Source organism: Wolbachia endosymbiont (group B) of Parapoynx stratiotata (assembly GCF_947250635.1).
Taxonomy (GTDB): Bacteria; Pseudomonadota; Alphaproteobacteria; order Rickettsiales; family Anaplasmataceae; genus Wolbachia.
Window position 1 is genome coordinate 786922 of the sequence record NZ_OX366335.1, and the last position, 24457, is coordinate 811378.

Annotated in this window: 19 protein-coding genes and 5 pseudogenes; 8 read left to right on the plus strand and 16 right to left on the minus strand. The window is 34.3% G+C overall.

Going from position 1 to position 24457, the window contains the following annotated elements:
* The first annotated feature begins 45 nt into the window (after window positions 1–45).
* Window positions 46–1062 (plus strand): hypothetical protein, encoded by a 1017-nt coding sequence (locus OOT12_RS03520; RefSeq protein ID WP_264685160.1) that lies wholly within the window; start codon window positions 46–48, stop codon window positions 1060–1062.
* A gap of 224 nt (window positions 1063–1286) precedes the next feature.
* Here OOT12_RS03520 and OOT12_RS03525 read toward each other — a convergent pair whose 3' ends face one another.
* The 4 genes from OOT12_RS03525 to OOT12_RS03540 all read right to left on the minus strand — a co-directional run bounded on the left by OOT12_RS03525 (window position 1287) and on the right by OOT12_RS03540 (window position 3361).
* Window positions 1287–1649, minus strand: a complete 363-nt coding sequence (locus OOT12_RS03525; RefSeq protein WP_264685161.1) for a helix-turn-helix domain-containing protein — start codon at window positions 1647–1649, stop codon at window positions 1287–1289.
* 22 nt (window positions 1650–1671) lie between these two features.
* Window positions 1672–2001, minus strand: coding sequence for a helix-turn-helix domain-containing protein (locus OOT12_RS03530; protein WP_006012370.1), 330 nt, complete (start codon window positions 1999–2001; stop codon window positions 1672–1674).
* 102 nt (window positions 2002–2103) lie between these two features.
* A complete protein-coding gene (locus tag OOT12_RS03535; protein ID WP_262986367.1) occupies window positions 2104–2763 on the minus strand; it encodes a JAB domain-containing protein in 660 nt (219 codons plus the stop codon).
* A gap of 127 nt (window positions 2764–2890) precedes the next feature.
* Window positions 2891–3361: a hypothetical protein gene (locus OOT12_RS03540; protein ID WP_127464170.1), complete on the minus strand. Its 471-nt coding sequence runs from the start codon at window positions 3359–3361 to the stop codon at window positions 2891–2893.
* A 75-nt stretch (window positions 3362–3436) separates the two neighbouring features.
* On the opposite strand from OOT12_RS03540, the gene miaA reads away from it, so the two are divergent.
* Window positions 3437–4321 carry a tRNA (adenosine(37)-N6)-dimethylallyltransferase MiaA gene (gene miaA / locus OOT12_RS03545; RefSeq protein ID WP_010407423.1) on the plus strand — a complete coding sequence of 295 codons (885 nt, stop codon included), beginning with the start codon at window positions 3437–3439 and terminating at the stop codon, window positions 4319–4321.
* Window positions 4322–4799: 478 nt separating this feature from the next.
* Here miaA and OOT12_RS03550 read toward each other — a convergent pair.
* From OOT12_RS03550 to OOT12_RS03570, 5 genes and pseudogenes are all read right to left on the minus strand, one after another.
* A pseudogene (locus tag OOT12_RS03550) lies at window positions 4800–6251 on the minus strand (Mur ligase family protein); the annotation flags it as partial.
* Window positions 6220–7452 carry a cystathionine beta-lyase gene (gene metC / locus OOT12_RS03555; RefSeq protein WP_264374835.1) on the minus strand — a complete coding sequence of 411 codons (1233 nt, stop codon included), beginning with the start codon at window positions 7450–7452 and terminating at the stop codon, window positions 6220–6222. The gene metC and the pseudogene OOT12_RS03550, both read right to left, overlap by 32 nt.
* Before the next feature lie 7 nt (window positions 7453–7459).
* On the minus strand, window positions 7460–7744 hold the full coding sequence (locus OOT12_RS03560; protein WP_264374834.1) for a BolA family protein: 285 nt from the start codon (window positions 7742–7744) through the stop codon (window positions 7460–7462).
* Between the two features lie 72 nt (window positions 7745–7816).
* The gene (dnaK, locus tag OOT12_RS03565; protein WP_264374833.1) at window positions 7817–9739 is read right to left on the minus strand and encodes a molecular chaperone DnaK; all 1923 of its coding nucleotides are present in this window, start codon (window positions 9737–9739) and stop codon (window positions 7817–7819) included.
* A gap of 73 nt (window positions 9740–9812) precedes the next feature.
* Window positions 9813–11570: an Rne/Rng family ribonuclease gene (locus tag OOT12_RS03570; RefSeq protein ID WP_264374832.1), complete on the minus strand. Its 1758-nt coding sequence runs from the start codon at window positions 11568–11570 to the stop codon at window positions 9813–9815.
* 148 nt (window positions 11571–11718) lie between these two features.
* Between OOT12_RS03570 and rpmG the strand changes: the two genes are divergently transcribed.
* Both rpmG and OOT12_RS03580 read left to right on the plus strand, forming a co-directional pair.
* Window positions 11719–11919 carry a 50S ribosomal protein L33 gene (rpmG, locus tag OOT12_RS03575; protein WP_264374831.1) on the plus strand — a complete coding sequence of 67 codons (201 nt, stop codon included), beginning with the start codon at window positions 11719–11721 and terminating at the stop codon, window positions 11917–11919.
* A gap of 716 nt (window positions 11920–12635) precedes the next feature.
* On the plus strand, window positions 12636–12764 hold the full coding sequence (locus OOT12_RS03580; protein ID WP_264374830.1) for a hypothetical protein: 129 nt from the start codon (window positions 12636–12638) through the stop codon (window positions 12762–12764).
* 535 nt (window positions 12765–13299) lie between these two features.
* On the opposite strand, the gene OOT12_RS03585 is transcribed toward OOT12_RS03580, so the two are convergent.
* Window positions 13300–14175 (minus strand): zinc ABC transporter substrate-binding protein, encoded by an 876-nt coding sequence (locus tag OOT12_RS03585; protein WP_264374829.1) that lies wholly within the window; start codon window positions 14173–14175, stop codon window positions 13300–13302.
* On the opposite strand from OOT12_RS03585, the gene OOT12_RS03590 reads away from it, so the two are divergent.
* Together OOT12_RS03590 and ubiB are read left to right on the plus strand one after the other, a co-directional pair.
* Window positions 14167–14898: a metal ABC transporter ATP-binding protein gene (locus tag OOT12_RS03590; RefSeq protein WP_264374828.1), complete on the plus strand. Its 732-nt coding sequence runs from the start codon at window positions 14167–14169 to the stop codon at window positions 14896–14898. The two genes, OOT12_RS03585 and OOT12_RS03590, sit on opposite strands and share 9 nt — an antisense overlap.
* On the plus strand, window positions 14895–16316 hold the full coding sequence (gene ubiB / locus OOT12_RS03595; protein WP_010401467.1) for a 2-polyprenylphenol 6-hydroxylase: 1422 nt from the start codon (window positions 14895–14897) through the stop codon (window positions 16314–16316). The genes OOT12_RS03590 and ubiB overlap by 4 nt, the downstream gene beginning before the upstream one ends.
* A gap of 152 nt (window positions 16317–16468) precedes the next feature.
* Here ubiB and OOT12_RS03600 read toward each other — a convergent pair.
* Together OOT12_RS03600 and ubiH are read right to left on the minus strand one after the other, a co-directional pair.
* Window positions 16469–17091 (minus strand): annotated as a pseudogene (locus OOT12_RS03600) (IS6 family transposase).
* 46 nt (window positions 17092–17137) lie between these two features.
* Window positions 17138–18307, minus strand: coding sequence for a 2-octaprenyl-6-methoxyphenyl hydroxylase (ubiH, locus tag OOT12_RS03605; RefSeq protein ID WP_264374827.1), 1170 nt, complete (start codon window positions 18305–18307; stop codon window positions 17138–17140).
* A 161-nt stretch (window positions 18308–18468) separates the two neighbouring features.
* Here ubiH and OOT12_RS03610 point away from each other — a divergent pair, with 161 nt between their 5' ends.
* Window positions 18469–19179 (plus strand): hypothetical protein, encoded by a 711-nt coding sequence (locus OOT12_RS03610; protein WP_264685162.1) that lies wholly within the window; start codon window positions 18469–18471, stop codon window positions 19177–19179.
* Here the strand turns inward: OOT12_RS03610 and OOT12_RS03615 are convergent.
* Window positions 19159–19440 (minus strand): annotated as a pseudogene (locus OOT12_RS03615) (transposase); the annotation flags it as partial. The gene OOT12_RS03610 and the pseudogene OOT12_RS03615 sit on opposite strands and share 21 nt — an antisense overlap.
* A 27-nt stretch (window positions 19441–19467) precedes the next feature.
* A pseudogene (locus OOT12_RS03620) lies at window positions 19468–20367 on the minus strand (IS110 family RNA-guided transposase); the annotation flags it as partial.
* Between the two features lie 182 nt (window positions 20368–20549).
* On the opposite strand from OOT12_RS03620, the gene OOT12_RS03625 reads away from it, so the two are divergent.
* Window positions 20550–21782 carry an IS256 family transposase gene (locus OOT12_RS03625; RefSeq protein WP_096097236.1) on the plus strand — a complete coding sequence of 411 codons (1233 nt, stop codon included), beginning with the start codon at window positions 20550–20552 and terminating at the stop codon, window positions 21780–21782.
* A gap of 51 nt (window positions 21783–21833) precedes the next feature.
* On the opposite strand, the gene OOT12_RS03630 is transcribed toward OOT12_RS03625, so the two are convergent.
* The gene (locus OOT12_RS03630; RefSeq protein ID WP_264685163.1) at window positions 21834–23492 is read right to left on the minus strand and encodes an ankyrin repeat domain-containing protein; all 1659 of its coding nucleotides are present in this window, start codon (window positions 23490–23492) and stop codon (window positions 21834–21836) included.
* Window positions 23493–23514: 22 nt separating this feature from the next.
* Window positions 23515–24429, minus strand: a pseudogene (locus tag OOT12_RS03635) (IS256 family transposase); the annotation flags it as partial.
* Between the last annotated feature and the right edge of the window lie 28 nt (window positions 24430–24457).

A 24457-nucleotide genomic window follows, 5' to 3' on the forward strand; every position in this document is an offset into this window, starting at 1 on the left:
TATCACGATATGATTGAATGTTAATAAGATTAAGTGAGGGTTACAATGAAAAAGATAAAAAGTAAAAAATTGTCTAGTAAAATGTTAAAAGCGGTAGAGCGAATAGCAAAAGAAGGGTTGTTACCTAATTTTATAAAAGCTGCTCCAACAGCAAATAAAAAGATCAGTAAACTATCTGTCTTGTCATATCCTGAGGAGCTCAATCCATTTCGATCAGCTTTATCCAAGATAAGGCTAAGTGAATATGAAAATATGAAACTAAATGAATTCTTGGAAAAAGCTATTGCAGCTAAAAATATAAACGAGTTAAGTAAAGTTGTTGATGAAGCTTTGGATTTAGGAATAAGAATAAATGCTGCCAATAAAAATGGCTTTAGCCTTGCTAACGTTACAATGTTTAAGATGTATCGTGATGAGTTCAAAGGAAATAAACAAGAAGATATAATCAGGAAGTTAGCCTTACATGGAGCAGATTTTAATGTACAAGTTGATAAGAAAATAGCTGAAAAAGTGCAAAAAGAAATTGAGCCACAAATATATAGTAGGCTCAAAAAGCTCAGAGAAATCGGAGAGAACGCTACTATAGAAGGAACTGTTGAAAATGTAGAAATTGATAATAAGACCTTCTATATGGAATTTTCACATAGCTGCATAGTTGATGTTGCCAAAGTTGTAGAAGGCGCAAAAAACTTGGGCCTGAGCAAGGGAGATTTAAATCTCGGTGGCAATATCATAAAAATAGGTGATGGTGAAGTTGAAGTTAAAACTGGGAAGGACGGCAAAAGAGACTACGTGGATATATCAGATAGCAGTGCTTTTGCAGTCACATTTTATACTAGCCTAGGAGAGCTAAATTTAATGGTATATCATGACACAGAAGACTATCATCAAGTACAAGTTGAGGTGGAAAACGAAGAAATGTGGAATGAGTTGCAAAAAATAGGAGAAATCATAGGACAGGGGTGTTTATTTGGTGGAATGTCTATTAAAGAGGCAGTTTTACTAGGTGTGGAAGGTGGGGTGACCAAAATTCTAAAAGTAGTGAGACCTTTTCTTGGGTGAATAAATTAAAAGACAACAAAACGACATCCGTAGGACGTTCTTGATTGGAGACAAGTGGCTATGTTTCACATAGCTACTTGTATATCAGAAATAAATGGTTAACTATTACAAAGTAAAGTGGTTTTTAAAACTTAATCCAATTTACCATAAATAATTTACTTTAATTAGTATTGCTTGTAGAAGTGTTTTATATTATAAAAAATACCTGAACTTTAAAATTTGTACTATTTGTTAGCAATAGCCTTTATCACTAAATGCACAATATCACGCAATGTTTCATCTTTAATTTTTCTATATTCTCTTACTAATCTTGATATTTCTTCGCTGCCCACATCGCTACGGAAGGCCTTATCATGCAAGTCTTCAGAGGCTTTGGTAAAAAAATATGACATATCAACGTACAAAGCTTCTGCCAAATTGTACAATCTATCAACTACAAGCCTTATCTCTCCAGTTTCATATCCTTGTATATGCTGAAATGAAATTCCAAGCTTTTTTCCTAAGTCCCTTTGGCTAAAACCACATATTAGCCTTCTTTTTCTTATTCTTTCAGCTATTTGCTTATCGATAGGATGTTGTATGGTCATTTTACATATCAGGTAATATTAGCTATGTATTATCACTTTGAGAAAAAGATTTTACCAATATATAAACTACACTACGTAACCTTTTGCTCTTAATTTCGTTATATCCTTTGACTAGTTTTAGTATTTCTTCATCGTAACTTTCATGTGAGTCGGCGTGCATATCAGTAAAAAAATCAGCAACATTAATCGATAGGGCTTTTGCTAAGTCATACAGTCTACTGGCTAAAATACAATTTGAACCATTTTCGTACCTTTGTATCTGTCTATATGAAACACCTATTCTTTTTCCTAATTCAGTTTGTGTCAAGCCACAGTATAACCTAAGTTCCTTTATTTTTTTGCCTAATTCCACCTTTCATTACTAATTTTAGCTGTTCAAGCTTATATTGAATTTTTTAATTTATGAAGTGAAAAAAAGAAGGAAAGTTGGAGAACTTTCCTTCCGGTCTACAGATTACAATAAACCACTATCATAAAAACTAAAGTGGCTCTTCTGTGTTACGATTATATGGTCTATCAATTTCATTCCTACATTTTCGCAGGTTGCAGCTAATGTAAGTGTGTTATCCTCATCCTCTTTTGATGGTTCTATATCTCCACTTGGATGATTATGTGAAATTGCAACAGATGCTGCATCAATCAGTAATCCCTGTTTTATTATTTCCCTCACATACAGAGGTACTCTGTCTATAGTTCCACAGTCTTGAATATACTCATATATTAAATGACCACTTCGATCTAAGTATACCACTCGTAAGCTTTCCTTTCGTGACTGCCCTATTGCTGCTTTAAAGTATTTTAGTAGCTCTTCTCTATTATCAAGAATTGACAATTTTTTTAACTTACCTTTCAGTATCCTATCAAAAATCTCTTTCAGACAAAAGATATTTGCTATTGCTCCATCATTCATTCCTGTAACGTTTTTTAGCTCATGAAAATCAGCATTAATTACCCTTCCTAAACTACTAAAGAGCTCAATTAGCCTTTTTGCCACTTCTCTTCCTTCTGCATATCCAGACAGAGTACGTTCTAGTAGCTCGTGATCCAATAAAGACCTGCCTCTGCTTGATAGAATACGAGTTTCCAATTTTTCTTTTCTCTCACTATTATTCATAAAAACCTCCAAGGTCAACATTATATACAAATTCAACGCCAGCTTTCTGACGCAGTAGTTCTCGAGGAATAACCCTTTTGAACTCTAAATTTGCAATGTTGTCCTTGTTGCTTTTACAACAGATTTACTACAATCCGAACTCCGCATTGATTTTATCGACTATCTCCTGTGGTGGATCATCTCCCCATCCTGAATATAAAATCTCTCCATAATCTGCAACATCTATAGAGCCAGTTCTACTTTTTGCCAGAAACATTTCTCTTTTATCTTTATCAACTAATACATAGTGCCAAGCTGATCTTCCTCGATCTTTACCACGAACTAGATATATGAGATCTGATCTACTTCTTCTTGTTGCATCAGCAAAGGATCTTTCATTGATAGTTCTGCTTTTACTCTTTATGCCGCCACTTTCAGAAAAAGCTTCCTTGGCTTCAGCTTTTTTGTTTGCCAATTCAGAAATTTTTCCTTTTGCTCCTAGTGCATGTTCTTTGGTATTTTGAGATGAATACTTACTGGAAAAACCTCCTCTTGTCTCATTAGAGGTCCTATTTGTAAAACGCTTAGTAAACGAGTTATCGTTATCATTTTCTGCCATAAAAGTCTCCAAATTTTAGATTGTAGAATCCAAATTTTTACTACACCCTATCATAGGTTAGTTAAATTAATATAAATGAAAGATAATATAGTAATTATTACAGGAATTACAGCCTCAGGTAAATCAGAATTATGCGATAACTTGATAAAAAAGTATAAAAACATTAGCATAATAAACTGTGACTCAAAGCAGGTATACAAAGAGATTCCCGTAATTACTGCTCAACCACCAAAGCAGAAAGAATTTTATAGGCTATACGGTTATGTTTCAGCAAGAGAAAATTATTCCGTAGGTTTATGGCTAGAGGATTTAAAGAGGGAAGTTAACAACGCGCTGAAAAATTCACGAATACCCATCATCACTGGAGGAAGTGGGCTTTACATTAGCAGCTTAATCAAGGGATTATCATCGATTCCACAAATAAGCCAGGAAGTGAGAGAAAACGTAAATGAACTTAGGAAAAATTTAAGTAAAGAGGAATTCTACAAATTAGTGCTAAGCAAAGATCCAAGGATTCAAGGTAAAATATTTATTAATGACTCACATCGCCTCTCAAGAGCACTTGAAGTTATCACTGAAACTGGCAAGACAATCTTTGTATGGCAAGAAAATAGACAGCCTCCTTTGTTCAATAATTTTAAGGTATATACAATTCTACCTAAACGTGAGGATATATACCGAAAAATAAATTCTCGTTTTATTGAAATGGTTGAAAATGGAGCAATTGATGAAGTAAAAAACCTACTTAGCATGAACCCATCTCCACATTTGCCAGCTATGAAAGCACATGGAGTACCAGAAATTATAAGATACTTAAAAGGGGAGATTACTTTAGACGAAGCAATACAGATTGCTCAAACAAACACAAGGCATTATGCAAAACGCCAGTACACTTGGTTTAAAAATCAATTTCCTAATTCTCAAGTGATTGACTGTGCAAATAAATTGACAGAATTTTAGATATTTTGATTATTATGTATTATATTGCTATGCCTATGCAAACTTTTCTTGATAGTATTAAACTTTTTTCTTAAAGAACTTTCATCATTGCCTAAATTGTGATTATTAAATTCTTTGTAAAAATATTCTTACTTATGAAGCGCTACTATACCTGTAAGAGCCTTTATCACTAAATGAACTATATCACGCAATATTTCATCCTCAATTTTTCTATATTCTCTCACTAATCTTGTAACCACAATCTCCACTTTCATATCCTTGTATAGCTCTTCTCATAATAGTAGGAACAAGATAAGATAGTGATTTAGTGTAACAAGAAGGTAAAAATGCCAGCAGCGTACAGTTATGACTTAAGGAAAAAAGCCATTCAGGCGTTGGATGAAGGAGAGCGCAAAACAGCAGTAGCAAATTTTTGGCCCTCTCTAATAACTTCAACATCACTAAATTCAAGGGATTGGCCTTCTATTATTTGGAATCTTTCATGTCCTTTTCCTGCAACTAGCAGAATCATATTTTCATCATGTGCTATATTTATACCTTTCTCTATAGCTTTTTTTCTATCTCCTATCTCCAGTGCATCAGGGCAATGTAACAAAATATCGTGACGAATTTTCCCCGGATCTTCATCGCGCGGATTGTCATCTGTGACTATAACTTTACCTGCAAGCATTTGTGCTATTTTACCCATCTCTGCACGTTTTGTTTGATCACGATTCCCGCCACAACCGAACACTAGAACTATCTTTTTATTGAAGTGCCATTTTAAAGACAACAGAGCTTGTTTGAGTGCACTTGGAGTATGAGCGTAATCGACAAATGCAAAAGTGTTCACTTTTTCCATTCTTCCAGATGGAGAAGCGAGTTTATCTATACACATTCTTTGATAGTCCATACCAGATGAAATAACTATACCGATTGCACACAACAAATTATATGCTTGAAATTGCCCAAAAATCGGAAAAAATGCGTTATAAATTTCATCACCGATTTGAATTTTCAGGTATTGACCATTGGCAGTGGGTATCTGCTTTAATAAAGTAATGTCAGAGTTTTTTTTTCCATAGGTTATAACTTTGTTGCCACGCTTTTCAGCTATGTTGAGCAACTCTCCATATTCGCCTATATCTGCATTTAAAATCGCTGTTTTTTCTTTTGGCAATACCTCATCAAACAACCTTTTCTTGGCCTCAAAATACTCATCGATACTTTTGTGATAGTCCAAATGATCTTGAGAGAAATTAGTAAAAGCTGCAGCATTGAGCCTGAGTCCATGGATTCTGTATTGATCGATTCCATGGCTTGAAGCTTCTAATGCTAAGTGTTCTACGTTCTTATTATTTATGTCACGCAATGTGGAATAAAGATCATCTGCACTTGGCGTTGTAAGGCTATTATCTTTTCTATTATTATTGACACATGTTCCCAGTGTTCCTATAGACGCTACATTATCTTGCCAAATCTGGCGACAAAATTCCACCACTGAAGTTTTACCATTCGTACCAGTTACAGCAGCAACATATTTAGGTTGTTTGAATTGATAAAACCTGCTGACTATTTCACTGTATATTCCTTGAGGGTCCGAGTGGTAAAGCACTGCAAAACTTGGAGTACTTGTCATTCGAGTAGCGGACACTGGAATCCAGTTTTCATTATACAATTGTCTAGTATGCTTGTTTACAATTAAATTTTCTGGATCCCAGTGTCTGAGCACTGGGATGACATCTTTCTTGGCCCCTTGTATTACAACGTCTACACAGTTGTGTACACATACATTAGGAAGACATGTTACGTGTTCTTTACTCCTTTCTGACACACAAACAAAAAGGTAACCTTCTTTAACTCTCTTAGGATTACATGTGACGCCTTTGATTTCAATATCAAAGTCAGCATTTACAATGTTATGCAGTAGCTCTTTCAGTCTCACAATCATCTTTAACACTTGAACATGGCAGTCTTATTAATGCAGTATTCAAGTCAAAAATCAAATCTTCAGGATCTTCTAGTCCGCAAAATATTCGCACAAAACTTCCACCACAATCTGAATTCATTACAGATCTTGAAATAGATCTATGGTCTATTGGTAATATCAAACTGTCACATCCTCCCCAAGAAGCACCAATGCCGAAAACTTTCATGTGATCAACCATGCAGCCTAGTTCTTCACATGAATATTCTCTATCCAGTGCTATACTGAATGTGCCGCTTGCTCCTTTGAAGTAACTTTTCCATAATTCGTGTTGAGGATGGGAGGGAAGTGCTGGATATAAAACCTTTCTAACTTTTTGCTGTGCTTCTAGCCACTTTGCCACTTCCATTGCTGTATTTTGGTGCCTTTTCATACGTGTGTGCAGTGTTCTTAGTCCCCTGTGTGCAAGGTAGCAGTCGTGCGATTGAATGGTTACTCCATAATTTTTATAGCTCTCATAAAGCAATTTAAAAATTTCACCTTCAGCAATAATAGCTCCCATAACTAAATCTGAGTGACCGGCTAGATACTTTGTCACCGCGTATAGTGCAACATCAATTCCATAATCAAGCGGCTTAAACAACAAAGGAGTGGCCCATGAATTGTCACAAACGGTTACGATTCCACGTGCTTTAGCAACTTTTACTATATGCTCTATATTTGAAATCTCAAACGTTATAGAACCAGGAGTCTCAATCATGATGAGTGAAGTATTACTCTGAACTAAATCAGTTATATCCTGTGTCGGATTATAAAAAGTTACTTCTACTCCTCTTTTTGGTAGCTCATTTTCGGCAAATCTCTTTAGCCTATAATAACTATTATCTTGTATCAGGACATGTGAACCTGCTTTAGTGAAAGTCAAAATAGCAAAAGTAAGTGCAAATAATCCAGAAGGGTAGATGAGTGCTTGTCCCCTACCCTCAATTTCAGCCAGTGCATTTGAAAAATAATGAACAGTAGGCGTACCAACATTACTATAGCTGTAATCCCTTGCAACACCATCATTGATCACATCATATATACTCTCCCCATTCGCTGCACTTAAGTAATCCTTGTAAGTAGGAAATAATATGGTAGAAGAATGATAAACTGGCGGGTTCATAGAACCTTTATAGTCATTAAATTTTCTTCCTGCTTTAACTAATATAGACTCTTCGTTCACATTTTTATTATTTATTTTTTAGATTGTATTCGCTTTGCGTATACAAGTGAAGAGAAATCGCATGTACTCGTTCTATTTCACTCTTTAATAATTCATAGATCAATTTATGCCTCTTTAAAGAGCTCATTCCAGAAAAGTCGTTAGATATTAATACTAATTTGATATGTGAAGGTAGTGTCGAAGAAGAAGCAAAATAATGATCTGCATGCTTCGCTGACTCATCTATAACATTAATACCAATTATACCTATTGAACCGCGCAGCTTTTCTTCCATCGTTTTAATAATATCCATAATGGTTCCTTTAAGCAACAATACGCTCCTCTTGTCATCCCACAGTATCTGGGCACTGGGATGACAATCGAATTACTTATTCTCTTCTTTATTATCTATGTCTTGATAATCAGAATCTACTACTTTTTCTTCCTTATCATTTGGATTTCCTTCTGATGAAAAGCCATTTTCAGCACTGTTTTGCTGAGATGCTTGATACATAGCTTCTCCAAGCTTCATAGAAAGTTGAGAAAGATTAGTAACCTTCTGTTGTATTGAATCAGCATCATCAATGTTGTCAGATTTACTCACTTCCTTTAACTCATTAACTGCATTTTCAATAGCAGATTTATCTTCTGGAGAAATTTTATCACCATATTCTGTCAAAGATTTTTCTGTAGAATGAACTAAACTATCCGCTTGATTCTTCACTTCAATAAATTTCTTACGCTTTTCATCTTCTTGTGCTTTTTCCTCAGCTTCTCTCACCATCCGATTTATTTCATCCTCCGATAAACCACCTGAAGACTGAATACGTATTTTTTGCTCTTTTCCAGTAGCTTTATCCTTTGCAGAAACATGCGCTATTCCATTTGCATCTATATCAAATGTCACCTCAATTTGAGGAACCCCGCGAGGAGCAGGTGGTATTCCTTCTAAACTAAACTGACCAAGCAGTTTATTATCAATCGCCAATTTTCTTTCACCTTGATGTACCTTAATTGTAACGGCTGTTTGGTTATCTTCTGCAGTTGAAAACACCTGAGATTTTTTTGTGGGAATAGTAGTATTACGTTCAATAAGTGGAGTGAATACTCCACCTAGAGTTTCAATACCAAGAGAAAGTGGAGTTACGTCAAGTAGTAATACATCTCTTACATCACCTTGAATGATTCCCGCCTGTATTGCAGCTCCAATTGCTACAACTTCATCAGGGTTAACCCCTCTGTGTGGATCTTTGCCAAAAAATTCTTTAACTTTCTCTATGACTTTTGGCATACGAGTCATGCCACCAACAAGAACTACTTCACCAATTTGACTAGCAGACAAACCAGCATCTTCAAGAGCTTTTTTGCAAGGAATTATAGTCCTTTCAATCAAATCATTCACTAAGCTTTCAAGCTTTGCTCTTGTTAGCTTCATATTTAAGTGTTTTGGGCCACTTGCATCAGCTGTAACAAACGGTAGATTTACTTCTGTTTCCATTGCACTTGACAATTCTACCTTTGCTTTTTCTGCAGCTTCTTTGATTCTTTGCATAGCCATTGGATCGTTTTTCAAATCAATGCCATTACTTTTCTTGAATTCACCCAGTAAATAATTCACTACTGCATTATCGAAGTCTTCCCCTCCAAGGTGAGTATCACCATTTGTAGCCTTTACTTCAAAAACTCCGTCACCTATTTCAAGAACTGAAACATCAAATGTACCACCACCAAGATCATACACTACTATTGTGTGTCCGTGCTTTTTATCAAGACCATAAGCAAGTGCTGCAGCAGTTGGTTCGTTAATTATTCTGAGGACATTTAATCCAGCAATTTTTCCTGCATCTTTTGTTGCTTGACGTTGAGAATCATTGAAGTACGCCGGCACTGTTATCACAGCATCCTTTACTTCTTCCCCAAGATAAGCTTCCGCTGCTTCTTTCAGGTTTTGTAGTATAAATGCACCAATTTGACTAGGAGAGTATTCTTTACTATCAGTTGTTTTAACCCATGCATCACCATTTTTTGCTGCAAATACCTTATACGGTACACCTAGATTCTTCATTTCAGGATCGCTATATTGGCGACCTATCAATCTCTTAGTTGCAAAAAAAGTATTACTTGCATTGGTAGTTGCTTGCCTTTTTGCTGGAGCACCAATCAACCTTTCTCCAGATGAAGTAAATGCAACTATAGATGGAGTAGTTCTTGCTCCTTCTTTATTCTCAATTACTTTTGTATCCTTACCTTGCATTATTGCAACACAAGAATTTGTCGTTCCAAGATCTATACCTATTGCTCTTCCCATAATGAATACTCCCTTTTAAATATTATCTGATGTAAAATATATAAGTATAAAACTCGTTAATTACAAGTCCCGTTTAGTTGTTAGAGCCCAAAAGGCGCGAAAGCCATTTAGTTAACCAAAAGTTGCCCGGTAGTTTATCTGAACTACCAGCTTCTTTATCCCTGCTATTCACAATTTGACATCCAGAATTCTGCAATGGCTTATAATCATTAAAATTAATATGGTCTCCTTGCTTTAAAATAAATGTATCTGCATCTAAACTATTATCAATACTAACATTTAATGTAATATTGAACTCTTTTTCGATTGTAGAAACCATATCACGCTTATTATTAAAAATGTGCGCTATAACTGCACTGCGTGCTATTAAATCAAAGGACTTATTTTGATTTTTATTAGCAATATGTTGCAAATCCCTTAGTATCGATGCAACAACCACTTCGTTTGATTTCACTCTTCCAATACCTTTACAGCGTAAGCACTCTGTAGTATTAATTTCCTGTATATTTGGTTTAATTCTTTGTCTTGAAAAGACCATTAAACCAAAGTCATTGATAAAGCTAAATTGAACTTTAGCTTTATCATCTTTAAACGCCTGCTTGATAGCAAATTCAACATTTTTGCAATACTCAAGTTTCAACATGTCAATAAAATCAACAACTATTAACCCTGATAAGCCCCTGAGATTCGCTTGCCTTGATATTTCAGATAATGCCTCCATATTAGTTCTATAAGCTGTTTCTTCTATGTTATCTTCTCCTGTCATTTTCCCTGAATTTACGTCTATTGAAACAAATGCCTCAGTTAAGGTTATCACCAAAGACCCACCAGATGGTAATTCTACTCTATTGCTATATAATTCAGAAATTTGATCTTCGACTCGATAGTAAGTAAAGATTGGAACAGAGCCTCTATATAACCTAGGACGTAATTTTCCTTGTAACACATTTTTAGTGTATTTTCTTACCGCTTCACAAACTTCTCTATCAGATACTATAATTTCTGTATCATTACTACAAAAGTCACGTACAGATCTCATAACTACATCTGCTTCGTTGTAAATTAATGATGGAACATTTAAAGAAGAGAAGTTTTGCTGGATATTTTGCCATAATAAGGTCAAATTATCGTAATCTTGCTCAATTTCTTTCTTACTTTTTCCTGCACCAACAGTTCTTACTATTAAACCTGAGCCTTTTGGTAAATTTATTGAATTTAATATATCCTTTAACTGTTTTCTAACGTTGGTATCTTCAATTCTGCGAGATACTCCACCCCTACTTATGGAATTGGGCATGAAAACACAGTATCTACCGACCAAAGTTACGTATGTTGTAAATGAAGCTCCTTTATTTCCTCGTTCTTCTTTAGTTAATTGAACCAATAACTTTTGATTTACTGAAATCACATCTTGTAACTTATATTTTCTATGTAAAGGTACCTCCCTCACAAAACCACTGCTGGATTCATTACTAGCTGTAGAATCTAGGCCTTCTTCTGTGCAATTATCATTTGAACAGTCCACACCGCTCGAATAGCCTTCGTCAGGGAAAATTTCCTTCTCTTTTTCTGGAATATTAAAGTAATTTAGAGATATCTCAGAAAAAGACAAAAAACCTTGCTTATTTTTTCCATACTCAATGAACACGGCCTGCAAAGCAGGCTCTATACGCTTTACATAAGCAACGTATATATTACCTCTTAATTGTCTTTTTTCCTTGAATTCTTGTTCAAACTCTACAACCCTACCATTAACTAGTAGGGCAACCCTTACCTCGTTAGAACAGGTAGTACTTTCTATCAATAATAACCTTTTGCCATCACTCGCCACTTATTTACCGTCTGCTTTTCATTCTGAAATCTTCTTATACTACTTAATATATTATTGATTGTCAAGAATTTTGCGACCTGCATTATTGGGTTGACTTTCAGTGTTTTGCGTTCTAAACTTGCATAGAATTTATTATATCACTACAATTATGGCGAAAAAAAATGCTTCTTTGCTTGTCAAGCTAGTTAGCACCGCAACTAAAACAACAAAAACTGGAGAAGAGAAACTAACAGGCTATTTTTGTGTAAAAAAACGTAATCCTAAGAACCTTTCCAAGAAGCTCGAGTTTAGGAAGTATGACCCAGTGGTCAGAAGACACGTATTATTTAAAGAAGAAAAATTAAAGTAAGTATATTATCATGCAAAGCTTACAGCTAAAAGGAGTGTAGCTTATTGCTCACTAGTTATACTGTTTTGCATTAGAGAAAGTCTGTTTGAGGTTTTGAAAGATTACGGTAACTTATATAAGTTACGGGAAATTGAGCCACCTGAATAAGGGCTGAAAATGGTAGCGTTTTTGTCCTGATCTGGTCTTTTTATTGCTTAAATGGGACTTGATCTGATACTTTAAATGATCCAGATAGTCTATATACCATCACACTCTGGGACCATACACTTAGAGGTTGTTCACAAACTTTTGAATTCTTTTGTTAAACTTTTACAGAAAAAAATTGCTTGCGCATATTTTAAATCTGACTATAATCATAGTAAAAGATATTTTAAGAGCTCAAAATTTATCTTTATCTGCAGACTTTTTTCATTAAACAATCAAACTCATTAAAAAATGTGGCGTATCTTCTTCAGCGTACGTGGGTGCACACACATACTTAATCTCTGTCGTATGTGCGCCGCACTTTTTTTCTAATCTTTTTTACACAGGAGGATTTTATGTCCAGAATGCCAGATACTTGATCTTTACTTTAGCTAAAAACCATAGGCGCCTATGGTTTTTATAAAGAAAGTTTAGAAAATAACCAAAAACCACTTGCCATAAAAAGTAACTATATTAGTATGATATTCACATTTATATGTTAATATAGATATAATCAGATTAAGGAGTATATTATGGTAAAATTTACACAAGATTCTGCTTCATTGACAGTGCATGGTGTTGATTTACTTAATTTGTGCCACAGACAGTGTGAAAATAAATACGAGGGTAATGATTTATTGACAAAAATTAATAGATCTTAGTGTAAGGCTGACTGTAATAGAAAATTAAAAGCTCCTGAACACCATTCACCAGAAAAAGTAACCTTAGTGAACAGTTAACAGATATTGCAAGTAATCTCAGTTTTGAGAGCATAAAATTATCGCTTATATCAGATGAAATAGACAATTACAATTCAATGTCTTTTTAATTAGAGTAAAAGAAGATATTGGTTATCTTCTTTTTTTTTATACGATTATTTCTATAATTAACTACTTGAAATTAAGTTCGTTCAGGCAAGATAATTATGAGTAAAAATAGCAGATGCAAGTAGCTGGCACACAGCTGTACGAGCATTCATTTTTGAGGGCATAGCAAATGGTGTCATTCAAGTAGCTGACATTGGCTTGCCCTAATCTCATCAAGAACGTTGTGCTTTAACATAATATTTTTATGCTTACCAACTTAACTGAATCCCAGACTGGGATGATATACTTCTGGTAGATAATGTCGGTATAGTTGTGATTGGAATAGAAAGCACTAAGTTTGCAATGCTATCTGAATAGATAAAAGAACTCATTACTCAGTGAAACAAGACTTGAAATTTTGTGCAATGCTGCTGATTATATCTAGATATGCATCCTTTCCAGGCTCTACATCTGATCCAATAGGATCAAGAATCACCATTTTTACGTCACTAGAAAAGACATTAGGCTTTATGCTATCCTCTCGTGAATGAGAAACAATACATTTAACGTTTTCCTCTTTCATTACCTTTTTTAATTTCATTAAACTCTTCATACCTATGTAAGAATCCTCTTCTATAGAAAGAATGGCGCTTGGGTAACTTAAATCAAAATATTTTTCGAAATATTGATAAGCATCGTGAGTAACTATGTATTTTTGATTTTTTAACTCATCCAATTCTTTCGTAATTTTTTCTACTTCTTGGTCTATCTTTCTTATAGCCTCCTCTGCGTTAGTATTGTATCGATAGGCATTTTCTTTATCTATATTAGATAATGTTGCACTGATAGAAAGTATCATACTTTTTGCATTTTCAGGACTCAGCCAAATATGCAAATCTTTTTCATCTTGAATGTGACTAGAAAACGAATGTGGTCGAGCAGGAAGTAGATCGATTGCACTTGATAGCGGTATTAACTTCTTATTTTCTTTAGCGAAAGTTTTAACAAATGTTTCCAAAGAATCATCGATATAAAATATAATATTACTAGATTCTAATTTACTTGCATCTGAAGGCCTGAGCATGTAGTTATGTTCAGACACTATTTCGTACATTAGTAATTCTGGCTTTGAAATTCCATCTGTAACAGAAGCTACAAGTGAGTGTATAGGTTTGATTGTAGCTACAATTTTTAAATTGGATGAAAAGGCACTATTGTAGTATAGTGTAAGTGAAAGTAATAGAAAAAAAATCAGTAAATGTCTCATATAAATATTGAGAAGAAGTCAATTTTTGACAAAAAATTAAGTAATGTCAATAACTGCATTCTAAAAATAGAAAACCTTACTCTTGCACATGGTAGTAAAAAAGTTCTTGATAATATCAATATATCAGTAGAAAGAGGAGATATAGTTACAATACTTGGTCCAAATGGCGGAGGTAAAACCTCTTTAGTGAAAGCAGTTGCTGGTATAAATAAAGGTTTTATTGGCAGTATTGTATTCGCTGACAATATAAAAATTAGCTATATGCCACAAAATTTTAGTATTGGTAATTTGATGCCAATAACAGTTGAGTCTTTCCTTTTCAATAGCTCCTCGAAGAAATTGAAGAAAAATCAACCCATTGTTACAGAAGCAATAGAATTGGTTGGTATCGGTAACATCCTAAAAAATCAAGTATTAGAAATCTCTGCAGGACAAACACAATTACTGCTGCTTGCACGCTGTTTAATTTCAGAATCTGATTTGATCATTTTAGATGAGCCAGTCAGTGCAATGGATATTAACGCACGAGCTAAATTTTATGATATTATAAATAAAATCGCAAAAGAACGATCAGTGTCGATTCTCATGACTTCTCATGACCTTAACTCTGCTCTACCATCCTCAGATTACATAATTTGCATAAATAATACTATCTATTATCAAGGTAAACCTGATGAAATTATGGAGATAAATGAAATATTTGGCAGTTACGCAGCGAAATGATTCAAAATATTCTACGTCTTCTGCAAATAACTACAGTGCTAACACGCTACAATGTGTTACCTTATTTACTTCCACCATCAAAAAAATCAATAAATAAAATACAAGGTCATAAACTAAAGCGTGCTCTTGAAAGATTAGGTCCGGTGTTCATTAAATTTGGGCAATCCATTTCATCACGCACTGATATTTTAAATGAGGACATAACAAATAACTTGCTATTGATATGTGATAGATTGCCATCATTTTCGTATAAAATAGCAGTTAAAACTATAGAAAGTGAGTTTAATTGTAAATTAAGCGACATTTTTTCAAGTTTTTCTGAAAAGCCAATTGCAGCAGCATCAATTTCTCAGGTGCATAGAGCAGTTACAATTGAGGGTAAGGAAGTTGCTGTAAAGGTTTTGAGGCCAAATATTGAGAAAACATTCTCAAGGGATATAAAAATGCTTTCTTGGCTTGCAGAAATTGCAGAAAAATTTAGTGAACAATCAAAAAGGCTGAAGCCAGTTGAATTAGTCAAAACTTTTGCTGAAATTTGCCGATTAGAGTTAGATCTACGCTTTGAGGCTGCCCACTCTTCGGAACTGAAGGAAAATACTAAACATGACAGAGGTTTCTACGTACCTGAAATAGATTGGAGTAGAACTTCAAAAAAGGTTTTAACATTAGAATGGATGGAAGCTATACCAATATACGAAGTTGAAAAGCTGAATAACCGCAAGCAAATAGCTATCAATCTTATAGAATCATTTTGTAATCAAGTGTATAGGGATTGTTTTTTTCATGCTGATATGCATCCAGGAAATCTAATGATCGATAGTAATAACAATATTATTGCCCTGGATTGTGGAATCATGGGTAGAATAGATCGTGAGACATGCTATTACGTTATAGAGATACTCAAAGGCTTTTTAAATCGGGATTACGATCACGTTGCAAAAATGCACTTTAGAGCCGGTTATGTTCCATCACAGCATAGAAATTTTGTTACAGCTTGCAGAGCAATAGGTGAGCCCATTGTTGGACAGCCTATACAGAAGATTTCATTTGCTCGATTACTTACTCAGCTACTAAAAATAACTGGTGATTTTGATATGAAAGTTCAAACACAATTGTTATTGCTGCAGAAAACTATGATTTTATTAGAAGGAACATGTAGGAAAGTCTATCCAGAAATCAATATGTGGAAAGTAGTTGAAACATGGATAAACAGTCAACATGAAAGTAAAATAGGGTATAGGGAAAAAATTAAAAGCTCTTATCCCATCAAAACAATCCAAGGAATATTTAGCCTTATAGAAAAATTAAACCTAATAGCTGACAAAAAATTACAAGTGAAAAATAGATCAAATGGAAAAGCCTACTTTTTACTTTGGTCTGTAATTATAATTCTCATCGTTAAATTTTTAATTTCTTAAACTAAAAGATAATAAAAGCAAGTTTACAACAACTATTTCAGTCTTGAAACCACTCAGGTTCACATTCACTCGAATTATCAAGGTATTTTCAGGGGTTCTGTCGCATCTATAAACCATAGGAAAGAAGATCATTAAAGGTGGGATTATAGGAGTTATGAAGCCATTAACATAGCAAAATTCTCAAAAGTAGAAACATTATTTTAATAATTTGTCTTTCTTGAATCATACGAATATTTTCTATGCCTGTGATGGTAATCTTTGCGGAATGGAAGCTTTTAAACCCAAGCATTGGCTTTATTAGTTTTTTGATAAATCTATCAACAATATTATTTAGATATTTTATTTAAAGAACTGTAATCTTCAGAAATTTCTGCATTCAAATCATCAAGAGCAGCAGTATTACTGCCGCTTTTATCAATTACAATTTTCTCAGGAAGATAGTTACTCCTGAAGGCTTTACGAAAGAATGCAAGTGCTGCAGACTTGTCTCTACTAACACACAAGAGTACAGTATATAAATAAACCCATTTACCATTTAATTTAATGTAAGTCTCTCCAACTACTACCAACCTGCTTCTTTCTTTTCCTTACTGCCCTCATCTATCAGTGGTGATAACCCACCTTTGTAACGTAGCATTTTGCTCCCCTTATACTCATCATTTCTTCCAAATCTCGATAGCTCAAAGAGAATCGACATTTCATGTATACAGATAACATCCTCTGAAAAGCTAAATCCTTTGAAATATGGCAACAATTTTTGATTGATACGAAACATCTTTGCTTTTTTTTTAGACAATTATATCATTCTTCTTTCTACTTCCCTACAAATGCGACAGAACCAACCCCATAGCATGTCGAACGAAGCTTTTTTTAAGAAAATCTGAATTTTCAACTACCATTAAACCAAGATTGCTCAGAACTTTAACGCAAAGTATTCTGTTGGAAAATATTCTATTTAGTCCATCAGTTGCAAGTGCCATAGTAAAATTATCAAAGTATCTATCACGTGAAATTTTCTTCAATAGATAATTACTGCCAACATCAATGCCAGAGGATTTTGCAGCAGTTATTTGTCTAATAACACTCTCTACATCTCTCATTCCAAGGTTAAGTCCTTGACCTGCAACTGGATGGATTGAATGTGCTGCATCGCCAATAAGCAAAATTCTGCTTTTATGAAGCTTTCTCGCAAAAGTAAAACTCAAAGGGTAAGATTTTCTTTCACCCTCTAATTCAATTTCTCCCAAATAAGAACCAAATCTTTTTTTGAGTTCTATGATAAACTCCTCTTCAGATAAGCTCATCAGCATTTTTGAAATTTCGCATTTTTCTGTCCAAACTATTGAAGAAGTATAGCCACCTTTCATTGGCAAAATTGCAAATGGACCACCAGGAAAAAACCTCTCTACAGCTAAGTTTTGGTGATGTAGTTCATGTTTTACATTAAATACCATGCTATTTTGTTTATAATCAAATTTTATCATTGGTATAGAAAACAACTCTGGCAACTTAGAGTTTTTACCTTCAGCACAGATAAATAGTGATGATATCAATTTTTGATCATTATCAAGAGTAACTTCCATGTATCCTTCGTCACAAGAGATTGTCTTATAGGAACGTGGAGAATATATATTGAGTTTATGCAAAAAATTGTTATTGATTGCATTCCATATAATAGCGCTCTTGATTACATAGCCCATTGGCTCTTCACCAACCATTTTATGGTCATAATGCACAGTAAATGGACTATCTCCATCTAATATGCATATATCAAGTATTGGTTCAGCTTCGCCTTCTAAGAGCCGCCAAATCCCTAATTTTTCTAGTATTTTTTTTGATCCTTGAGAAATAGCAAATGCTCGATTATCATCAACTGCACGTGGTAAACTATTTTTCTCAATTACGGCTACAGATACAGAGTCATTACTCAGGCCAATAGCAGTAATAAGACCAATTAGCCCACTACCTGAAATGATTACATCGTAATTCATTTTATTTACCTAAAATTACATTTTATTCGTTTTGAAAATAGTTTAAACAAACTTTGTAGATGCTGGACTTCTTATCACTACCTTAGTATACCTCAGATTAGTAATAAAGTATTAATTATTTTATGCTAAAATAGGTTTTATTTTATTAAAGGAAACAGCTTATGACTACAGATTGCAAAAAAGAATTACTAAATTGCATTAGCAAGTACAGAGAAGAACTTGCAGAAAATAAAGCAGCAATTAGACAAACTTTAACTAGCGATAAAATTAATATAAGCGATTACTTTTATCAGGGTGATAAAATCTGTAACAAAGAGCTGTTTAACATAGGAAGTGAGTGTCAAGATACAAAATATGGTAGTCGACAAGAATATACGTATGATGAGTGGAAGGAAAAAATTGAAAAACCTCATGCTAACGAGTTGTTAAAAGACAAAAATTTGCAAGAAACGTTAAAAAGCAAAGATTCGCAAGAAGAGTTAAAAGGCAAAATATTAAAGAATTTTGAAGATTATGAAAAGTATCATAAAAATGCTACTGAAGATATAAAAAGAGAATTAGACATAGACTCGAAATTATTAGACATAGATTCGAAATTAAAGGCAATATTCAAAGAAAAGCAACAACCAAAAACTGATGAAAATCGAGCATATTGTGACGTTATACGAGGTTTATATGAAAATGGAGACATGCGCTCTCAACTAAAGTGCAATGATCTTGATTGTTTCAATAGAACAATAGAAGATAATCTATCTCAAAAACAATCCGAGCTAGCTGCTATAAAGGATGACTTTTTGGATAATACGCAAAATATTTTGGGAGTGTTAAATAAACTGTGTCAAATCGCATTTTTAGTTCAACTCGATTTTTAACCTACCAGGAAAAAAGATATCAAGTTGAGAGATAGTTAAAGCCCAATCATGTATAGGCATAGTCCATTTTTCTCTTACCTTTTTTATAGCACAATATACCTGTTTATACAAGGCATTTGTGCTAGTAAATGAGCCCTTGGTTTTAGTAAATTTTCTGATCTGTCTATGTAGTCCCTCAATAGGATTTGTGGTATAAATTAATTTTCTTACAGGGCCAGAATATTTTAAATAACTAGACAAATTTTCCCAATTATTCTCCCAAAACTAAAGTATATTTTTCTCCTATGATTATTGTCCAGTAGAAATTTCAAATTTTGTAAAATCTTTAAAAACACAGTTATTTTTAAGAGTGTAGAAAATAGTTATAAGAAATTTTCTAGCAGTAGCAGTTATAGCCTTAGCAGAACCACGCTTCTTTTTTATATGTTCATAAAAGCTTTTCAAGTAAGGACTGTAACGTACAGCAATCCAAGTACATTGAACTAAAGAAGTACGCGCTATTTTTGACCCTCGTTTGGTAATTCTTCCAATTGTACATTGCTGATTAGATTGAGAAACTCTTGGTACAACTCCAAAATATGCAGTAAGTTTCTCAGGTCTACGGAAATCATTAATGTCTCCGATTGTTACAATAAAAACAGCTGCAGAAATTGGACCTATTCCCTTTATGCTGATAAGATTGCTGAACCCAGGAAGTTGTTTAGCGAAAGCTATAATTTCCTTTTCAAGCTTTTTAAGGCTTTCTCGGATAGCTTCTAAATGATAGCTAATCACTTCAATTTCAACTTTTTCTAAAGGATCCCAATTATGCTTTTGAGTAGCACGTTCAAATCCTACTTTAGTTGTAAGTACTTCTTTTTTAATTTTTATTCCATGGTAATTAAAAAGACCATGAACTTTATTGATTAAAGATACCCGTGACTTTACTAACTGATCTCTCATTTGAAGAAGAGAAGCTAACTGCTGGCATTGTTTGTTTTTGCACCTTGCCTCAGGCAACATATCTTTGCTGAGAAAGAAAGCAATAGCTCGTGCATCATGCTTATCTGTTTTGTTCACAGAGCGACGAACAACTTCAAACTGCCCAGGAGCAATTATTACTATGCGTTTAACGTAAGGTGAAACTGCATCATAAAAGAAACAGCTGTTACCTGTTGCCTCTATGGCTACTTCATCTGTTTCTTGAAGCAGTTGTGTTAAAAGTCAATAGAAAAATACTAAAAATAAATTTTTACTTAGTGGACTATAAAGCCAAAGATGCTTTTAACACATTTTACGTAATTTAAGTTGTAGTATTTGAGGGAACGTTCAAAAAAGTGTGTCAAACCGAAAAAAAAGTAATAAATTGATATAAAAAATGGAGGTTTGATATGGGTCAAGCAAATAGAACTACTGGTTTGGTAGATTATAAAGAATTAGAAACAAATATCCTGTCATCTATACGAGAAGGAAGACCATTGACAGGAAGAGATGGAGCATTAACACCGTTTATAAAAAGGTTGCTAGAGGCAAGTCTGGAAGGTGAAATAGAAAGCCACATGTCAGCTAAAAGTGAAGAAAATAACCGAAGAAATGGAAGGAATGCAAAAACTTTACGTACAAGTTCAGGCTCATTTGAACTATTAACACCAAGAGACAGAGAAGGAAGCTTTGAACCGCAAATAGTCAAAAAAAGGCAAACAAGCCTACATCCAGAACTTGAAGCAAAGGTCTTAAGCACATATGCCAGTGGCATGGGATACAGAGATATAGCTTCACATGTTGAGGAAATATATGACCACAAAATATCAGCAGCAGAGATATCCAGTATTACTGATAAACTGCTACCAGTAATCAATGAATGGCGCAGCCGCCCACTGCAATCAGTGTATCCAATAGTGTTTATGGATGGCATGTTCTTTAAGGTCAAGGAGGACGGACATTGTATAAGTAAATGCATGTATAATATATTGGGCATAAATCAAAATGGCAGAAAAGAAGTATTAGGTTTTTATTTGGCTGAAAGTGAAGGAGCTAACTTCTGGTTGGGAGTTCTAAATGACCTAAAAGAGCGAGGAGTAGAAGATATTCTAATTGCCTGCATTGATGGGCTAAAAAGCTTTCCTGCGGCTATAAATAGTGTGTTTCCTAAGGCAGAAGTACAGCTATGTATAGTGCATCAGATAAGGAATTCACTGAAATATGTATCTAGCAAAGATGTAAAAGTTTTCATGAATGATTTGAAAAAAATATATCGTGCTTCAAGTAAAGAGATCGCTGAGAATTATCTGCTTGAGCTGGAAGAAAAATGGGGAGAGAAGTATCCTTTAGTTATAAAATCCTGGCAGAACAATTGGGAAAACTTATCCAGTTATTTTAAGTATTCTGGGCAAGTTAGGAAGCTGATTTACACCACCAATCCAATTGAGGGGTTGCATAGACAAATCAGGAAATTTACTAAAACTAAGGGTTCATTTACTAGTACAAATGCCTTGTACAAACAGGTATATTGTGCTATAAAAAAGGTAGAGCAAAAGTGGATTATGGCTCTCCCTAATTGGGCTTTAACTATGTCTCAACTTGATATTTTCTTTCCAGATAGATTGAAAATTGAGTTGAACTAAAAATGCGGCTTGACACACTTTTTTGAACGTTCCCCTCTCCCTAATTGGGCTTTAACTATGTCTCAACTTGATATTTTCTTTCCAGATAGATTGAAAATTGAGTTGAACTAAAAATGCGGCTTGACACACTTTTTTGAACGTTCCCTCCATTTCAGCTGGACACGCTTTAGTGTTAGTTCCTAACTGCATACATTTAATGGGGTCAGTTATAAGTACTACTCCTTTTTCATTAAGTTTAGCGTTATACTGTAATTGTTCAATTTGATTAGCTTGATCTCTTATCATAAATTCAAAGCTGATAGATAGATGTAATTCTATTTCTCTCAACATATGTGATGCTATGTGTTGCACCATATGTGAATCTGTGTGTTGCACTGTCATTAATGCTTTGTTTCTGAGTATACTTAATTCTAAGTTAAGCCGCGTAAGTATATCTAGTGCTCTTTTTTCTGCTTCTATTAGAAGATTACTTATACCTTGACGTTCAGCTAAATCTTTTACAGTTTCACCGCAGTGATCAGGCAATGAAGTTTTTGCGCAATAAAATAGTAAGGTCATTACTACTATCCAGTGTCTACGTTCGATAGCATAACTTAAAGGACATTCGCCTGAGTTATTCTGTGCATTAACATTTGCTCCATATGAAATTAAGGTCATTACTACTTTCGGATGGTTATACTTGGCAGCTTTATGTAAAGCAGTTGATCCTAAATCGTCACTTGCATTAACATTTACTCCAGCTTCTAATAAAGCACATACCATTAGTATATTACCATTTCTGGAAGCATAACGTAAAAGATCAGTTTCCACCAATTTTATCACATCCTTACATATTTCAAGTTGTATCATAGTATTTACTGCTTTTAGAAAATTATATGGATGAATAGAAAATAATATTTTCTGTGGATCATTCGTCTCAATATTTGCTCCATTGGCTATTAGACAATTCATTACTTCTATATTGCCTCTTGCAGCAGCACAATTAAAAGGAGTCCATCCCCATGCATCCTTATAGTTAACCTCTGCTCCATAGTTTATTAAGAGCTCTACTGCTTCCACATTATCATTCGTAGCAGCAATATGTAAGGGAGATCGCCCAATTAACATATCCTCTATATCAACACTTGCTCTATATCGTAATATGGCCTGTAATAGGCTCCCTAATATTGATGTATTATTCCTTGCAGCAGCCCAATATAAAGGAGTCCATCCAAATACATCCACTGTCTCAATATTTTCGTCAATATTCTTATCATTTTGTATTATACAATCCACCATTGCTTCATCAACATTTGCAACAGCAATATGTAAAGGAGTAAGTTTAAGCGCCCCATTCTTCTTAACATCTGCTCCACTATTCATTAAGAACTTTACTACTTCTTTATGGCTATTCCTGGCAGCCTCATATAAAGCAGTCAATCTCGCTAGATCCTCTGCATTAACATCTGCATTATTTTTTACTAAGATTTTTGTTATTTCTATATCTCCATTTACAGCTGGCTGATATAAAGTAGTCCGTTGAGATGAATCCAACTGATTAACATTTGCCCCTTCTTCTATTAGCTTGCGTGCTACTTCTGTGTTCCTATTTTCAACAGCCCAATGTAAAGCAGTCCATTCGGAAAACGGACTTGGTGCATTAATATCGATTCCTTTTACTTTAAGCATAGAATTGATTAAATTGTTCAGCTTAAAATCGGGAACGTTCAAAAAAGTGTGTCAAGCCGCATTTTTAGTTCAACTCAATTTTCAATCTATCTGGAAAGAAAATATCAAGTTGAGACATAGTTAAAGCCCAATTAGGGAGAGCCATAATCCACTTTTGCTCTACCTTTTTTATAGCACAATATACCTGTTTGTACAAGGCATTTGTACTAGTAAATGAACCCTTAGTTTTAGTAAATTTCCTGATTTGTCTATGCAACCCCTCAATTGGATTGGTGGTGTAAATCAGCTTCCTAACTTGCCCAGAATACTTAAAATAACTGGATAAGTTTTCCCAATTGTTCTGCCAGGATTTTATAACTAAAGGATACTTCTCTCCCCATTTTTCTTCCAGCTCAAGCAGATAATTCTCAGCGATCTCTTTACTTGAAGCACGATATATTTTTTTCAAATCATTCATGAAAACTTTTACATCTTTGCTAGATACATATTTCAGTGAATTCCTTATCTGATGCACTATACATAGCTGTACTTCTGCCTTAGGAAACACACTATTTATAGCCGCAGGAAAGCTTTTTAGCCCATCAATGCAGGCAATTAGAATATCTTCTACTCCTCGCTCTTTTAGGTCATTTAGAACTCCCAACCAGAAGTTAGCTCCTTCACTTTCAGCCAAATAAAAACCTAATACTTCTTTTCTGCCATTTTGATTTATGCCCAATATATTATACATGCATTTACTTATACAATGTCCGTCCTCCTTGACCTTAAAGAACATGCCATCCATAAACACTATTGGATACACTGATTGCAGTGGGCGGCTGCGCCATTCATTGATTACTGGTAGCAGTTTATCAGTAATACTGGATATCTCTGCTGCTGATATTTTGTGGTCATATATTTCCTCAACATGTGAAGCTATATCTCTGTATCCCATGCCACTGGCATATGTGCTTAAGACCTTTGCTTCAAGTTCTGGATGTGGGAACGTTCAAAAAAGTGTGTCAAGC

Excerpts from the sequence above, each read along its gene's own strand:
- rpmG (WP_264374831.1), top strand. The coding sequence starts at position 11,719 with ATGGCGAAAAAAAATGCTTCTTTGCTTGTCAAGCTAGTTAGCACCGCA.
- OOT12_RS03560 (WP_264374834.1), bottom strand. The coding sequence starts at position 7,744 with ATGGATATTATTAAAACGATGGAAGAAAAGCTGCGCGGTTCAATAGGT.
- OOT12_RS03590 (WP_264374828.1), top strand. The coding sequence starts at position 14,167 with ATGTCTCATATAAATATTGAGAAGAAGTCAATTTTTGACAAAAAATTA.
- OOT12_RS03580 (WP_264374830.1), top strand. The coding sequence starts at position 12,636 with ATGGTAAAATTTACACAAGATTCTGCTTCATTGACAGTGCATGGTGTT.
- ubiB (WP_010401467.1), top strand. The coding sequence starts at position 14,895 with ATGATTCAAAATATTCTACGTCTTCTGCAAATAACTACAGTGCTAACA.
- OOT12_RS03625 (WP_096097236.1), top strand. The coding sequence starts at position 20,550 with ATGGGTCAAGCAAATAGAACTACTGGTTTGGTAGATTATAAAGAATTA.
- OOT12_RS03540 (WP_127464170.1), bottom strand. The coding sequence starts at position 3,361 with ATGGCAGAAAATGATAACGATAACTCGTTTACTAAGCGTTTTACAAAT.
- dnaK (WP_264374833.1), bottom strand. The coding sequence starts at position 9,739 with ATGGGAAGAGCAATAGGTATAGATCTTGGAACGACAAATTCTTGTGTT.
- miaA (WP_010407423.1), top strand. The coding sequence starts at position 3,437 with ATGAAAGATAATATAGTAATTATTACAGGAATTACAGCCTCAGGTAAA.
- OOT12_RS03535 (WP_262986367.1), bottom strand. The coding sequence starts at position 2,763 with ATGAATAATAGTGAGAGAAAAGAAAAATTGGAAACTCGTATTCTATCA.
- OOT12_RS03585 (WP_264374829.1), bottom strand. The coding sequence starts at position 14,175 with ATGAGACATTTACTGATTTTTTTTCTATTACTTTCACTTACACTATAC.
- OOT12_RS03525 (WP_264685161.1), bottom strand. The coding sequence starts at position 1,649 with ATGACCATACAACATCCTATCGATAAGCAAATAGCTGAAAGAATAAGA.
- OOT12_RS03610 (WP_264685162.1), top strand. The coding sequence starts at position 18,469 with ATGACTACAGATTGCAAAAAAGAATTACTAAATTGCATTAGCAAGTAC.
- ubiH (WP_264374827.1), bottom strand. The coding sequence starts at position 18,307 with ATGAATTACGATGTAATCATTTCAGGTAGTGGGCTAATTGGTCTTATT.
- OOT12_RS03520 (WP_264685160.1), top strand. The coding sequence starts at position 46 with ATGAAAAAGATAAAAAGTAAAAAATTGTCTAGTAAAATGTTAAAAGCG.